This window comes from Marinobacter sediminicola (genome assembly GCF_031157525.1).
Lineage (GTDB): Bacteria > Pseudomonadota > Gammaproteobacteria > Pseudomonadales > Oleiphilaceae > Marinobacter > Marinobacter sediminicola.
Genome location: NZ_JAVIXR010000001.1, coordinates 524879 through 540304 on the forward strand (window position 1 = coordinate 524879; position 15426 = coordinate 540304).

The window sequence follows — 15426 nt, forward strand, 5'->3', positions numbered from 1 at the left end:
AGGAGCAGGCATGAGCCGAATTGAAGGGGTTCTCCAAACCCTCAAAGGACAAGGCCGTAAGGCACTTATTCCCTTTATTACCGCCGGTGATCCGCACCCCGACGAGACTGTGGGGCTGATGCATACCATGGTAGACGCGGGTGTCGATATCATCGAGCTAGGTGTGCCGTTTTCAGACCCAATGGCCGATGGGCCGGTGATTCAGCTGGCCTGCGAGCGCGCACTCAAACATGGCACATCGTTGCGTCGTGTGCTGGCAATGGTAAGCGAGTTCAGAAAAACCAATGATGCTACTCCAGTGGTGTTGATGGGTTACCTCAATCCGATTGAGGCTATGGGTTATGAAGCCTTTGCAGACGCGGCGGTAGAGGCAGGCGTAGACGGTGTTCTGACTGTGGACTTGCCCCCGGAAGAAGCCGATGACGTTGCACCTATGTTTGCAAAACGCGGGTTGGACCCGATTTTCCTGCTAGCACCGACGACGACCGATGAAAGAATTCGTGCAATTGCCGACCACTCTTCGGGCTATGTGTACTATGTTTCATTTAATGGCGTGACCGGAGCTGCCAAAATAAATGTGGATGAAGTTGCCGCTAAAGTGGCCCATATCCATGAACTGACTGCGCTACCGGTTGGTGTTGGCTTTGGTATTCGTGATGCTGAGACAGCTGCCGCCGTGGGAAGGGTATCCGATGGTGTAATTGTTGGCAGTGTATTGGTGGATACAATAGCCAGAAATCAAACAGATATCGACGCGCTTAAACGAGCACTGACAGATCTGCTCAACCCTATGCGTGAAGCACTGGACAGCCTGGCCTCCTGACCTGAAAGTTGGAAGGTGAGGGCGGACAGGAATCAAAGGACAGGATGAAACCATGAGTAACTGGCTGGACAAGATAATGCCGGGCAAGATTCGCTCGGAATCCAATCGCAGAACAGGTGTTCCTGAAGGGCTTTGGAAAAAATGTCCCAAATGTGGAGCCTTCCTCTACAAGCCGGAGCTGGAGAAGAATCTGGATGTTTGCCCTAAGTGTAATCATCACCTGAGGGTTGCCGCCCGTCGCCGTCTTGATATTTTTCTGGATCCGGAAGACCGCGAAGAAATCGGAGCAAACCTTGAGCCGTGGGATCGTTTGAAGTTCAAGGACACCAAGCGCTACAAAGATCGCCTCGTGCAGGCTCAAAAGGCCACAGGTGAGAAAGATGCTCTTGTTGCCATGAAAGGCAAAACACTGGGTGTTCCACTGGTGGCCTGCTCCTTTGAATTTGGCTTCATGGGTGGTTCCATGGGTCAGGTAGTTGGCGAGAAGTTCGTTCAGGCTGCCAATGTAGCGCTTGCCGAGCGTATTCCTCTGGTTTGTTTTTCTGCCAGCGGTGGCGCACGGATGCAAGAGGCCATTCTTTCGCTGATGCAGATGTCCAAAACAGCAGCCGTGCTCGAGCGCATGAAGCAGGAAGGCATTCCGTATATCTCTGTGATGACCGATCCGGTTTTCGGTGGAGTATCTGCGAGTTTGGCGATGTTGGGAGATCTCAATATTGCCGAGCCCAACGCGCTCATTGGGTTTGCTGGTCCTCGAGTGATTGAACAAACTGTTCGTGAAAAGCTTCCTGAAGGCTTTCAGCGTAGCGAGTTCTTGCTTGAACACGGAGCTATCGACATGATCCTGCACCGTCATCAGATGCGTGAGCGTATTGCCCACGTGTTGGCGAAGTTCACCGGCCAAGACCGTCCGGGAACCGACGAGCCCATTGAATTTGAGATAACGGAAAAGCCAGACGCTGATGTTCCAGCCGAGTAAATCGCAATCCCAGCCCCCGAAAGCACCGGGGGCTGGTGCTTCCCTTAATGACTGGCTGTTCTGGCTGGAATCGATCCACCCCACCGAAATTGATCTTGGGCTCGACCGGGTACTTGTGGTTCTGCGCCGGATTTTCCGTAACAAGCCCAAAGCGCGCGTAATTACGGTTGCCGGGACCAACGGCAAGGGCAGCACAGTGGCAACCCTTGAGGCGCTGTTGAGGGCCCGAGGCCGTCGCACCGGTGTCTATACGTCACCGCATCTACAAAATTACAACGAGCGTATTCGCGTTGATGGTCAAGATGTTGATGATGCGACTCTGATCTCTGCATTTGAAAAGGTGGAAGCAGCTCGCGGTTCAGTAACTCTTACATATTTTGAGTTTGGTACCCTGGCCGCATTTGTCGTTCTGAATGATGCGGGTGTCGAGGACTGGATTCTTGAGGTAGGCCTGGGTGGTCGTCTCGATGCCGTCAATGTGATTGATCCGGATCTTGCGATTATTACCTCAGTGGATATTGACCACGTGGCGTTTCTTGGGGACAACCGCGAGGTTATCGGGTTCGAGAAGGCCGGTATTCTTCGGCCCGGCATACCCGCGGTGCTTGCCGATACGGACCCACCGCGTTCAGTAATCCAGCAGGCAATTGCGCAGAAGGTCATGCTGGCAAGAGTAGGTGAGAATTACACAATTGATGAGCTTACCGGCAGTACAGGTGAGCCCGGGTTCACTTTGCATGTTCAGAATCAAGCCATAAGATTGCCGGCCGGACCCTTGCCTGTTCCGAGTGTGGCAGCTGCTGCGGTGGCAATACTGACACTTGAGCCGGACATGCCGATAGTTTCAATCGAGGCTGCCTTGGCTGAGGTGTCTTTGCCGGGACGGTTCGAGCGCCTTGGGCGCAAGCCTGATATATACGTTGATGTGGGCCACAATCCCCATGCCGCCCGCTGGCTTTCCGCAAAGCTAAAGGCCCTGAAAGGTGCAAGCAGCAAAGTGCATGCGGTGTATGCGGCGCTGGCCGATAAAGATGTCGTGGGCGTCGCCCATACCATGGCCCCGGCGGTTGATCACTGGCACCTTGCCGGGCTGAGCGTGCCCAGAGGCTTGAGTTCTGAAGCCCTTCGAACCAAGCTTGGCCCTTGCGAATTACCCGCTGTGTGTGTACACGATTCCGTAGCCAGAGCCATTGAAAAAGCCCGGGTGGATGCTGGCCCGAATGACATTATTATTGTTTTTGGTTCGTTTTTTACGGTCGCAGAGGCGCGCTTGATACTTGTGCGAGCATTAGAGGGTGAGCCTTAAACTTTGTCCATAGCTTGCCGCAGGGCTTGGAGTTATGGCTGGCGGGCAGTTAGTATGACTCTGGGAAAAATGAGCGAGGAGCCAAGAAACGTGGATGGACTGAAGCAAAGAATCATTGGGGCGCTGGTTCTTATTTCGCTGGCTGTTATTTTTGTCCCTATGGTTTTCGATGAGCCTCATTCGGAGCGCACCTCCACCTCAATTAATATCCCTGAGGAGCCTCCTTTCCCGGAAGTTGAAACGCCGGTGTCAGATTTGGCAGCGCCACCTGCTTACCAGCAAGATACTGCGGGTAGTTCAGGTTCCGGTAATAAAGGCTTCCGAATCCTTGAAGACGATGGATCTGCAGCGCAGCCTGTACCAGATGCTCCTGCAAACCCCGCCGCCGATGTGGCAAAGCCTGTACAGGCGGAACCTTCACAGCCGAAGCCGGTTGCGTCTTCTTCCCAACCTGCCGCATCAGAGTCAAAGACACCAGAGGCTGATACTGATCAGAAAAATGCAGAGTTCACCCGCTCGTTAGAAGGTGCCTGGGTTGTTCAGTTGGGTAGCTTTGGTGATGGTGACAATGCGCGCCGCCTCCGTGATAACGTTCGCAAGGCGGGATACAGTTCCCATCTTCAGGAAGTCGTTCGTGGTGATAGCACGCTCACGCGGGTTTTTAGTGGTCCTTTCGCTGAAAAATCCAAAGCAGAAGCTGCCAAACGCGACCTTGATGAAGCCTTCAAGTTGAACAGTCTGGTCACTTCGGGCGACAAATAGCGCTTTTGGTCTGCTTTATGTCAATCAGGCGTTTTGGCACACAGCCGTTTCCTGATAGAATTCGCGCTTCCTTTTCTCCACCGGGACTTCCATGGAAGCGCTGATCTGGATCGACTGGGTCATCATTGCCCTCATTACAGTTTCCACTCTCATCAGTCTGAAGCGGGGCTTTGTCAAAGAAGCTTTGTCGCTCGTGACGTGGGTGGGCGCGTTCGTACTTGCCCGAACCTTCCACCCCCAAATGCAGGCGTTGCTCGAGAACACGGTAGAAACGCCGCTGGTACGCCTGATTGCCGCGTTTGCCATTCTCTTTTTTGGCACTCTCATTGTTGGCGCTATTATCAATAACATGATTGGTCATCTGGTTCGTGCTACGGGGCTGTCAGCCACTGATCGTGTTCTCGGCATGGGGTTTGGACTGCTGCGCGGCATTGTTGTTGTGATTGTTGCGATAGCATTCATTCGTTACACCCCTCTGGCCCAGGACACCTGGTGGAGGACATCCGTCATGATAGATCGGCTGGGGGTGGTTGAAGACTGGTCCCGGCGAACATTCGGTGACGAGTTTGCGCGTTTTCTGGCACCAGAATCTCAAAAGGCCGTGGAACCCACGTCCGCATCCCGATAACATTCAGAATTAACACCCGGAGATCATCTTATCCATGTGTGGCATTGTCGGCATTGTCAGTAGTTCCCATGTCAATCAGTCGCTTTATGATGCGCTGACTGTACTTCAGCACCGAGGCCAGGATGCGGCGGGTATTGTAACGTTCCAGGATGATCGATTTTTTCTGCGTAAAGACAATGGCTTGGTGCGGGACGTGTTCCATACCCGTCATATGCACCGTCTTGTGGGCAACGTTGGCATAGGCCACGTACGGTACCCCACCGCAGGCAGTTCCAGTTCGGCTGAATCCCAGCCTTTCTATGTAAACAGCCCTTACGGTATTACTCTGGCTCATAACGGCAACCTGACGAATGCCGACGAACTGAGCCAAGACCTGTTCCGCACAGACCTGCGTCATATCAACACCAACTCGGATTCAGAAGTGCTGCTTAACGTTTTTGCACATGAACTGCAAAAGCTGGGTAAGTTTGATCCGACCAAAGATGAAATTTTCTCTGCGGTTCGGGCCGTACACGAACGTTGCCGCGGAGCCTATGCCGTTATTGCCATGATCACAGGCTACGGCATTGTTGGATTTCGCGACCCGAATGGCATACGCCCGGCGTGTTATGGTGAGCGCACAGATGAGAACGGCCGTAAGGAATATATGATTGCGTCCGAGAGTGTTGCTCTCAGTGCTGCGGGTTACACCCTTGTGAGAGACATCGCTCCTGGCGAAGCGGTTTACATCGAAACTGATGGCACACTTTACACGCAGCAATGCGCCGCCGCACCGAAGTTGTTCCCCTGCATTTTCGAGCACGTTTATTTTGCGCGCCCTGACTCCATTATGGATGGTGTATCGGTCTATAAAGCGCGACTGCGTATGGGTGAAACCCTCGCAGACAAAGTGCAGCGTGAGCGCCCGGACCACGATATCGATGTGGTTATGCCAATTCCTGATACCAGCCGCACATCTGCTATGCAGATGGCCCACAGGTTGGGGTTGAAGTTTCGTGAAGGCTTCATAAAAAATCGCTATATCGGTCGCACATTCATCATGCCTGGCCAGACTATGCGCAAGAAGTCTGTGCGCCAGAAACTGAACCCCATTGAGCTTGAGTTCAAAGGTAAAAACGTCATGTTGGTGGATGACTCCATTGTTCGGGGTACCACCTGTAAGGAAATTGTTCAGATGGCCAGGGATGCCGGTGCCAGAAAGGTGTACTTTGCCTCTGCCGCACCCCCGGTTCGCTATCCTAACGTGTACGGCATCGACATGCCGTCAGCCAGCGAACTGATTGCTCACGATCGAACAGTGGACGAAATTCGCGACCAGATTGGTGCCGACTGGCTGCTGTATCAAGACCTGGAAGACCTTGTGACCTGCGTCAGTGATGTAAATGACAACATTGATGGCTGGGAATGTTCCGTGTTTACCGGAGATTATGTAACCGGAGATATAGATGCGGCCTATCTGAATCGCCTTGATGAAACGCGTAATGACATCCAGCGTTCAGGTGGCGGAGATGGTATGTCTGGTGACAATGGCGTTATTGACCTTCACAACGACGAAGACTGATTACCGAGCCTGACCAGGAGACGCTCATGACTTTTCACCGCGAAGAAACTGCCCAGATTCCCGAATCGGATCTTGAGGGTATGTCTCTGGATACTCTGGCGGTGAGGGCAGGGCAGTTGCGCACGGCTCAGCTAGAGCACAGCGACGCCATTTTCCCTACGTCGAGTTTCGTCTACGCCAGTGCCGCTCAGGCAGCGGCACGGTTTGGTGGTGAAGAGCCGGGTAATATCTACTCCCGCTTTACTAACCCGACGGTTCAGGCCTTTGAGGGACGCATCGCTGCGATGGAGGGCGGAGAACGGGCGGTCGCAACCTCATCTGGTATGGCTGCTATTCTCAGCACTTGCATGGCGCTGTTGAAGACGGGCGATCACGTCATTTGCTCCCGTGGTGTATTCGGAACCACCAATGTGCTGTTCCAGAAATACATGGCGAAATTTGGTGTTGAAACGTCGTTTGTGAGCCTTACAGATGCTCAGGAATGGGCCGGAGCAATGCGCCCGAACACACGCATGCTGTTTGTTGAAACCCCGTCCAACCCGCTTTGCGAAGTGGCGGATATGGCGGCATTGGCAAAGCTTGCCCATGACAATAACGCGCTGTTCGTGGTGGACAACTGCTTCTGCACGCCGGTACTGCAGCGGCCCCTGGAACACGGAGCAGATATCGTCATCCACTCCGCGACCAAGTATCTCGATGGCCAGGGGCGCTGTGTAGGTGGTGTTGTGGTTGGTCCGACAAAGCTCATGGATGAAGTCTATGGCTTCCTGAGATCCGCAGGCCCGACAATGAGCCCATTCAATGCTTGGGTCTTTCACAAAGGCTTGGAAACCTTACCAATCCGTATGCGAGCCCATTGCGACAATGCGCTAGAGTTGGCGGTGTGGCTGGAAGAGCAGCCAGCCGTGGAGCGGGTATACTACGCCGGGCTTCAGAGCCATCCACAGCATGAGCTTGCAAAAAAGCAGCAGAAAGGATTTGGTGGGGTGTTGTCATTTTGTCTGAAGGGCGGTCGGGAAGAGGCCTGGAAGTTTATCGATGCCACCCGGATGATTTCCATTACCGCTAATCTGGGCGATGTTAAAACCACGATTACCCATCCGGCCACAACGACTCACGGGCGCTTATCGCCGGAAGATAAGTCCAGGGCCGGCATCACCGAGAATCTTTTGCGTGTCTCGGTGGGTATAGAAGCAGTCGAAGATCTGAAAACAGACTTGTACAGAGGCTTTCAGGAACTTCAGAACGCAAGCAACACTTAACGTTTGAGTATTCATGGCCGAATCTGCAAAAGCGAAGCAATCACCACAGAACCTGACAGAGAAACAGCTGCGCTTCCGTCGCCTTGCTGCACAGGGTGCCCGTGAAGGTGCGGTGATCGGGCTTATTGCCCTTTGCATCTATTTGGCCATGGCACTTGTGACCTTTAATCCTGCAGACCCTGGTTGGGCGAGCATCGGGCACGACACTAGCGTGTTGAACGCGGCGGGCCGCTCTGGTGCTTGGCTAGCAAGCCTGCTGATGGACTTTTTCGGTCACGTCGCCTACCTGTTCCCGATGATGGTGGCAGGCTACGCCATCATGCTGATCCGTAGGCGTAATGATTCTCTGGATCTGCACTGGCCGCTCTTTCTGATGCGATTCGGTGGCTTTCTGTTGATCTTGTTGTCCGCGACCAGTCTTCTCTCACTCTACTCTGTATTTGGTCTTGGTGCCTCGTCAGGGGGAGTGCTCGGCACCGCTGTTTCAGACGCAATGATTCGCTTTTTTAACCTGCCGGCAACCACGCTTTTGCTTATAGCGATCTTTCTTTTTGCCCTGACAGTGACGGTTGGTTTGTCATGGTTCTGGCTTATGGACCAGCTTGGCGGGCTTACCCTTCGCTTCGGGCAGTACCTTAAAAAGCTTGTGCAATCAGACAAAACGAAGACGGCCCCGGAGAAACCTGCCCAGCCTGAGTTGAGTGCTGTCGAGAGAAAGCCAAAATCAACGGCCCGGATTAGCCAACCTGACAATGATGCTATGCAGGACAAACCAGGCAAACGATGGTGGCATAGTATTCCCGGGTTTGGGCCAGCCAAGGCTCCCAAGCCAAAAGCCCGACCCAGCGAACGGCAGGAACCTGCGATTGACGGTTTTTCTGCCAATGAAGATTCGGAACCTGCACGCCTGGAAAGTTTCAGCTCCCGGGACGATGCGCCGGCGAAAGCTCGCAGCCAGTCATCGGAATCAAACAAGGGAAAAACACCGCCAGCCGCCGGTGGGCGCGCTCTGAAGATATCCCCGTTCAAAAAGAATGAGCAACCACCGACAAGCAATGGCAAAAACACTCAGCCTTCGCTGCTGGAGGATATAGAGAGCCCGATTCCGCCTATATCCCTGCTTGACCCACCCGAGGAGCATAAGGAAAGCGGTTATTCCGAAGAAGCTCTGGAGCATATGTCCCGATTGCTTGAGGAAAAGTTGGGCGATTTTGGTGTGTCTGTAGAAGTGGTTGAAGTTAACCCCGGCCCGGTGATCACTCGCTTTGAGATCAAACCGGCAGCAGGCGTCAAAGTTAGCAGAATTTCCAATCTTGCCAAAGACCTGGCGCGCTCACTTGCGGTATTGAGTGTGAGGGTTGTAGAGGTTATTCCCGGGAAATCAGTAGTCGGCATCGAGATTCCCAATGAAAAGCGGGAAATCGTTCGGCTTAGCGAAGTCCTCGGTTCTCGTGTATTCAAAGAATCCAGTTCGGCGCTTACCATGGCTCTGGGTAACGATATTGGCGGCAATCCCATGGTTGCCAACCTCGCCAAAATGCCTCACCTGCTGGTTGCCGGTACCACTGGTTCTGGTAAATCTGTCGGCGTGAACGCCATGCTGCTCAGTATGCTTCTGAAGGCAGGGCCTGAGGATGTTCGCTTCATCATGGTGGACCCCAAGATGTTGGAACTCAGCATCTACGATGGTATTCCCCACCTGCTGGCGCCCGTTGTTACCGACATGAAAGAGGCCGCAAATGCACTGCGTTGGTGCGTGGCAGAGATGGAGCGTCGATACCGGTTAATGTCCACGCAAGGCGTACGAAACCTTGCCGGCTACAATCTTAAAGTTAAAGAAGCCGCTGCCGCCGGTGAGCCATTGCTGGACCCGCTTTGGAAGCCTGACGAGTACCTTGCGGACGATGAGCAACAACGCCCGGAGCTTGAGCATTTGCCGTTGATCGTTGTTGTTATCGATGAGTTTGCCGACATGATGATGATTGTTGGCAAGAAGGTAGAAGAGCTGATCGCGCGTATCGCCCAGAAGGCGAGAGCGGCCGGTATCCACTTGATCCTGGCGACGCAGAGGCCCTCTGTGGATGTAATTACCGGGCTTATCAAAGCAAACATTCCAACCCGTATTTCGTTCCAGGTATCGTCCAAGATCGACTCGCGTACTGTTCTTGATCAGGGCGGCGCAGAGCAGCTTCTCGGACACGGCGATATGCTTTATTTGCCACCAGGATCCGGGCTTCCTGTGCGAGTTCATGGGGCCTTCGTGGATGACGATGAGGTTCACCGGGTAGTAAGTGCCTGGAAGGCCAGAGGCGAGCCGGTGTATGTCGACGACGTACTTAATGGCGCTGAAGGCGAACACCTGCCAGGCGTGCCCACTCTATCTGAAGGGGGTGACAATGAAGGCGACGCGCTATTTGATGAGGCGGTCGCTTTTGTAACCGAAGGGCGTAGGGTGTCCATTTCCTCGGTGCAGCGTAAATTCAAGATAGGTTATAACCGGGCGGCCAATCTGGTTGAAGCAATGGAAGCATCCGGAGTGGTCAGCTCAGCCGGCCACAACGGAGCCCGTGAAGTTTTGGCGCCGCCCCCACCCAGAGATTAGGAGTCGTATTTTATGCAACAGCTTTTCCTGAAACGCCTGCCGGCATTGGTTGCGACACTGGTGGTAGCATTCACATTCAGCAATTCACTGATGGCGGATGGTAAAAAGAGCTCAGCAACGGAGCTGGCCTCCTTGCTGAAAAGCTACGAAACCTATCAGGCAGACTTTATCCAGATCGTGGTCAGTGAGAACGGGAACAACGTTCAGGAAACCCGCGGTTCCCTGAAAGCCAAACGGCCAGGGCTGTTTTACTGGGAAACCCGCGCACCTTTGTCCCAGTTTATTGTGAGTGATGGAAGCAGTGTAGAGGTGTACGACCCGGACCTTGAACAGGTAACTGTGCACAATCTGGATGACCGGGTGCAAAACACACCGGCGCTGCTGCTGAGTGGCGAGGTTGATAACCTGGAGGAAACCTACCGGGTTTCTGGCCGCCAGGTCAGCGACGACACCCGTGAATTCACGCTGGAGCCTAAAAATGAGGATTCGCTGTTTGTATCGCTGCGCCTGACCTTCTTCAAGAATGAACTGCAGGAGATGCGCATGCAAGATTCTCTGGCGCAGCTCAGCGTGCTGAGTTTTGATCACATTCGGCTGAATGAATCCGTGGAAAAAAGCGTGTTCAAGCTTGAGTACCCGGAGGGCGTAGACGTAATCCGGGACGAAGGCTGATATGCAGAATAGCCTGTTCACAGAGCAGGTCGGCTTCCGGCCTCTCGCGGCCCGCATGCGCCCTGAAAGCCTCGACGACTATGTTGGGCAGGCGCATCTTGTGGGGCCTGGGAAACCACTACGCAGGGCGGTAGAGCAGGCGCAACTTCACTCCATGATCCTATGGGGGCCTCCCGGAGTTGGGAAAACCACTTTCGCACAATTGCTGGCAAGCGTTGGCGATCTGAGCTTTGAAACGGTGTCGGCGGTTCTCAGTGGTGTTAAGGATATTCGCGCCATTGTTGAACGTGCCCGTAACCGCAAACAATCACAAGGTCAGGATACGCTTTTGTTTGTGGATGAAGTCCACCGCTTTAACAAAAGCCAGCAAGATGCCTTTCTGCCGCACATCGAAGACGGCACGTTTATTTTTGTCGGTGCCACCACCGAGAATCCTTCATTTGAACTGAATAGTGCGTTGCTGTCCCGCACCCGTGTATATGTCCTCAAAAACCTGGACGAAACCGACATTCTGAAACTATTAGGCAGGGCCCTCGCTTCAGAAGAGGGGTTTGGTGGCCAGCTTGCGGTATCGGATGATGTGTTGAAGGTAATGGCCACTGCATCCGGCGGGGATGCGCGCAGAGCGCTGAACATTCTGGAGATTTCGGCGGATCTGGCTGAGCCTGGCAGTGATGGGAAAAATCGGGTTAATGCCGAACACCTCGAACAGGTGATGCAAACCAGTTTGCGGCGTTTTGATAAGGGCGGAGACGTATTCTTCGACCAGATATCAGCTCTGCACAAGTCTGTAAGGGGCTCAGACCCCGATGGCTCACTTTATTGGCTGTGCCGGATGCTCGATGGGGGTTGTGATCCACTGTACGTTGCTCGCCGCCTGGTGCGGATTGCGAGTGAAGATATAGGTAATGCCGACCCTCGCGCACTGCAGTTGAGTATGGATGCCTGGGATGTTCAGGAGCGCTTGGGCAGTCCTGAAGGAGAGCTTGCCCTGGCACAGGCTGTAACTTATCTCGCGCTGTCGCCGAAAAGCGATGCAGTTTATAAAGCGTACAATCAGTGCATGGCTGACATACGGAGCGATCCGGATTATGAGGTTCCGGTGCATCTGCGCAACGCCCCCACCAAACTCATGAAAAGCCTGGGCCATGGCGACACCTATCGCTACGCGCACCATGAGCCGGACGCCTTTGCGGCTGGTGAGTCTTACCTGCCGGAGGCCATTCACCAACGCAGGTACTATGAGCCCGTCAACCGGGGTCTGGAAATCAAACTTTCCGAAAAGCGCCAGCGGCTGGATGCTCTCAATCAACAAAGCCCAAGAAAACGCCATACCTGAACCCCGAACAAGGTTTCTGCAGCGGTAGCCACCGGCGCCGGCACGGGTATAATGGCGAGTTATTCTACATACATCGCAAACCGAAAAATTCAGGATACCCATGCTCGATCCCAAACTCGTCCGTAACCAGACTGAAGAGATCGCCCGCCGGCTGGCCATCAAGAACTTCGTATTTGACATCGCCGCTTTCGAAACTCTGGAAGAGCGTCGCCGCGCCCTTCAGGTAAGTACAGAAAACTTGCAGAGCGAGCAGAATAAAAAGTCGAAGTCCATCGGTAAGGCGAAAGCAGCAGGTGAGGATATACAGCCTCTGCTGGACGAAGTAGAGAGCCTGAAGTCTCGTAAATCGGAGGCGGAAAAAGAGCTGAATGCCCTACAGCATGAGATCAATGACTTCCTGGCCGGCATTCCGAATCTTCCGGATGCAGAAGTAACCCCTGGCGACAGCGAAGAAGACAACGTTGAAGTTCGTACCTGGGGTACGCCCAAGGCGTTTGATTTCGAGCCTAAGGATCACGTTGCACTGGGGGGTGAACTCGGTGGCCTGGACTTTGAAACCGCCACCCGGCTTGCACACTCCCGGTTTGCGGTTATGCGGGGGCAAGTCGCTCGACTGCACCGAGCTCTTGCGCAGTTCATGCTGAACCTGCACACAGATGAGCACGGCTATTCTGAAACCTATGTACCTTATCTGGTGAACGCCGACGCGCTTTACGGCACAGGCCAGCTACCGAAGTTTGAAGACGATCTGTTCAAGATGCAGGGCGAGCCATCGCTCTATCTGATACCGACCGCGGAAGTACCGGTAACAAACCTGGTATCAGACACGATTCTTGACGCCGCCGAGTTACCTCTGAAAATGGTTTGTCATACACCTTGCTTCCGGAGCGAAGCGGGCTCTTACGGCCGTGACACCCGTGGCATGATTCGCCAGCACCAATTCGATAAGGTTGAGTTGGTTCAGGTGGTTCGTCCCGAAGAATCCGATGCGGCACTGGAAGCACTTACCGGTCATGCCGAAAAAGTACTTCAGTTACTTGAATTGCCGTACAGGCTGGTCGCTTTGTGCGGCGGCGACATGGGATTTTCAGCTGCAAAAACCTATGACATTGAAGTCTGGCTGCCGGGGCAAGGCAAGTACCGTGAAATTTCTTCATGCTCCAACACCCGCGACTTCCAGGCCCGCCGAATGGGTGCCCGCTGGCGCAACCCGGAAACCGGAAAGCCGGAGCCAGTGCATACACTGAACGGTTCCGGTCTGGCAGTTGGCCGAGCCCTTATTGCCGTTATGGAGAATTACCAGCAAGCGGACGGAAGTATTCTTGTTCCCACGGCCCTCAAGCCATACATGGGTGGCGCCGAGCGTATTCAATGAGTGACAAACACGGGCAACAGGTTGGATCAGGTGTGGGTGCAACGCCTGCACCGGTCCGCTACAGAACGAATCCGGTTACCTCTAACCCCAACAGTTCGGCGGGTGAGGTTGCTCTGGTGGGCGCGGGCCCCGGGGATCCAGAGTTGCTCACGCTGAAAGCATGGCGTCTTATTACTGCTGCAGAGGTGGTGCTATACGACCGATTGGTGTCGCCGGAGATTCTTGCGTTGATTCCGGATTCGGCAGAAAAGATCCATGTTGGCAAACAGCGTGCTAACCACACGCTACCCCAGGATCAGATCAACCAAAGATTAGTAGATTTAGCTAAACAGGGCTTTCGGGTCGTCAGGCTAAAAGGTGGAGACCCGTTTATCTTTGGCCGTGGTGGTGAGGAAATCGAGACGCTGGCCGGGGCTGGCATTCGGTTTCAAGTTGTGCCGGGAATTACGGCAGCGTCCGGGTGCGCGGCCTATGCCGGCATACCGCTGACCCATCGTGATTACGCACAATCCGTGCGCTTTGTGACGGGCCATCTTAAAAATAATACCTGCGATTTACCCTGGAAAGATTTTGTACAAAACAACCAGACGCTGGTGTTTTACATGGGCCTGGTTGGCCTCCCGATTATCTGTGAGCAGCTGATAAAGCATGGAATGGCACCGGACATGCCGGTTGCTCTGATTTCCAAAGGAACGACCCGTGATCAACTGGTCGTTACCGGCAATCTGGAAACCATTGTGCAGCGGGTAAACGATGAAGGCGTGCAGGCACCCACTCTCGTTATCGTCGGCCATGTCGTTGCTTTAAGGGATCGGCTGGATTGGGTAGGCGGCTTGCCAAGCCTGACAGCCTGACTTTCAGAATCGGGCAAACAAAAAAGGGGAGCCGCTGGCTCCCCGTTTTTTTATACCCTGATTAAAAACTCAGGTTGTTTTTCTCTTCGGCAACACGTCTTTCAGTTTATTGCGCATGTCGCGAATGGCTTTCTCGGTGGTTTCCCAGTCGATACAGGCATCGGTAACAGATACACCGTATTTAAGGTCTGCGAGATTCTCAGGAATAGACTGGTTACCCCAGTTGATGTTGCTTTCAATCATCAGGCTTTGAATAGAAGTGTTGCCTTCAAGGATCTGGTGGCTGACGTCCTGCATAACCAGCGGCTGAATGGCCGGGTCTTTGCTGGAGTTAGCGTGGCTGCAATCAACCATGATGGATTTGCGCAGGCCGGCCTTGTCGAGTGCTTGCTCGCACAGGGTCACACTGACTGAATCGTAATTAGGCTTTCCGCCTCCGCCACGCAAAACCACATGCCCATACCGGTTACCTTTGGTGCGAATGATCGCCACCTGGCCTTGCTGATCGATGCCCAGGAAGTTATGGGAGTAGGAAACAGACTTCATGGCGTTTACGGCAACATCAAGGCTGCCATCTGTGCCATTTTTAAAGCCGATGGCCATGGAAAGACCGCTGCTCATCTCACGGTGAGTTTGGGATTCCGTGGTGCGGGCGCCAATGGCGGACCAGGCAATAGAGTCCTGGAGGTATTGGGGCGAAATCGGATCAAGCGCTTCGGTGGCAACAGGTAACCCCAGCTCGTTAATGTCGAGTAAGAGGCGACGACCAAGTTGCAGACCCCGTTCGATATCAAAGGTGTCGTTCAGGTGCGGGTCGTTGATCAAACCTTTCCAGCCTACGGTTGTGCGTGGCTTTTCAAAATACACACGCATAACGATCAGCAGGGTGTCGCTGACTTCATCTGCAAGTTTTTTGAGCCGGGTGGCGTAATCACGGGCCGCGTCCACGTCGTGAATAGAGCAGGGGCCCACCACCAGGAACAAACGATGGTCTTTACCGTCAATAATGTCATAAATCGCCTGGCGGCCATTCGTAACGGTTTGCGCAGCCTTACCAGTGAGCGGCATATCCTGTTTGAGCTTTTCAGGGGTAATCAGTGTTTCCTGGCTCGCCACGTTCAAATTTTCAAGTTTATTGCCGGACATTTTTTGCGGTTTCCCCGATTCTTTTCATTGTAGCCTGGCTGTACTGTGAAATAAGCCAGCAGGACTGCAGATTAACGCGAATAACGCCGGGCGCAGTTGTGGTGAACCCCGGCGAGT

At 53.7% G+C, this 15426-nt stretch carries 11 protein-coding genes and 3 pseudogenes; 13 read left to right on the forward strand and 1 reads right to left on the reverse strand.

What is annotated here, in order from left to right; genetic code table 11:
* Window positions 1-10 precede the first annotated feature (10 nt).
* The 13 genes and pseudogenes from trpA to cobA all read left to right on the forward strand — a co-directional run.
* Window positions 11-823 carry a tryptophan synthase subunit alpha gene (trpA, locus tag RG807_RS02310; RefSeq protein WP_309043409.1) on the forward strand — a complete coding sequence of 271 codons (813 nt, stop codon included), beginning with the start codon at window positions 11-13 and terminating at the stop codon, window positions 821-823.
* A gap of 52 nt (window positions 824-875) precedes the next feature.
* Window positions 876-1802, forward strand: a complete 927-nt coding sequence (gene accD, locus RG807_RS02315; protein ID WP_309043410.1) for an acetyl-CoA carboxylase, carboxyltransferase subunit beta — start codon at window positions 876-878, stop codon at window positions 1800-1802.
* Window positions 1786-3108, forward strand: a complete 1323-nt coding sequence (folC, locus tag RG807_RS02320; RefSeq protein WP_309043411.1) for a bifunctional tetrahydrofolate synthase/dihydrofolate synthase — start codon at window positions 1786-1788, stop codon at window positions 3106-3108. The genes accD and folC overlap by 17 nt, the downstream gene beginning before the upstream one ends.
* A gap of 90 nt (window positions 3109-3198) precedes the next feature.
* Complete coding sequence (locus RG807_RS02325) at window positions 3199-3870, forward strand: SPOR domain-containing protein (protein WP_309043487.1); 672 nt, start codon at window positions 3199-3201, stop codon at window positions 3868-3870.
* Window positions 3871-3961: 91 nt separating this feature from the next.
* Window positions 3962-4498 (forward strand): CvpA family protein, encoded by a 537-nt coding sequence (locus RG807_RS02330; protein WP_309043412.1) that lies wholly within the window; start codon window positions 3962-3964, stop codon window positions 4496-4498.
* Between the two features lie 34 nt (window positions 4499-4532).
* Window positions 4533-6059, forward strand: coding sequence for an amidophosphoribosyltransferase (purF, locus tag RG807_RS02335; protein ID WP_309043413.1), 1527 nt, complete (start codon window positions 4533-4535; stop codon window positions 6057-6059).
* A gap of 26 nt (window positions 6060-6085) precedes the next feature.
* Window positions 6086-7321 carry an O-succinylhomoserine sulfhydrylase gene (locus RG807_RS02340; protein ID WP_309043414.1) on the forward strand — a complete coding sequence of 412 codons (1236 nt, stop codon included), beginning with the start codon at window positions 6086-6088 and terminating at the stop codon, window positions 7319-7321.
* A gap of 13 nt (window positions 7322-7334) precedes the next feature.
* A pseudogene (locus tag RG807_RS17775) lies at window positions 7335-7953 on the forward strand (DNA translocase FtsK 4TM domain-containing protein); the annotation flags it as partial.
* A gap of 467 nt (window positions 7954-8420) precedes the next feature.
* Window positions 8421-9923, forward strand: a pseudogene (locus RG807_RS17780) (DNA translocase FtsK); the annotation flags it as partial.
* A gap of 12 nt (window positions 9924-9935) precedes the next feature.
* Entirely contained in the window at window positions 9936-10595 is a 660-nt protein-coding gene (gene lolA / locus RG807_RS02350) for an outer membrane lipoprotein periplasmic chaperone LolA (RefSeq protein WP_309043416.1), read from the forward strand.
* Between the two features lies 1 nt (window position 10596).
* Complete coding sequence (locus tag RG807_RS02355; protein ID WP_309043417.1) at window positions 10597-11934, forward strand: replication-associated recombination protein A; 1338 nt, start codon at window positions 10597-10599, stop codon at window positions 11932-11934.
* Window positions 11935-12034: 100 nt separating this feature from the next.
* Complete coding sequence (gene serS, locus RG807_RS02360) at window positions 12035-13309, forward strand: serine--tRNA ligase (RefSeq protein ID WP_309043418.1); 1275 nt, start codon at window positions 12035-12037, stop codon at window positions 13307-13309.
* A pseudogene (gene cobA / locus RG807_RS02365) lies at window positions 13288-14163 on the forward strand (uroporphyrinogen-III C-methyltransferase); the annotation flags it as partial. The gene serS and the pseudogene cobA, both read left to right, overlap by 22 nt.
* Before the next feature lie 69 nt (window positions 14164-14232).
* Here the strand turns inward: cobA and RG807_RS02370 are convergent.
* Window positions 14233-15309 carry a 3-deoxy-7-phosphoheptulonate synthase gene (locus RG807_RS02370; protein WP_309043419.1) on the reverse strand — a complete coding sequence of 359 codons (1077 nt, stop codon included), beginning with the start codon at window positions 15307-15309 and terminating at the stop codon, window positions 14233-14235.
* Window positions 15310-15426: the final 117 nt, after the last annotated feature.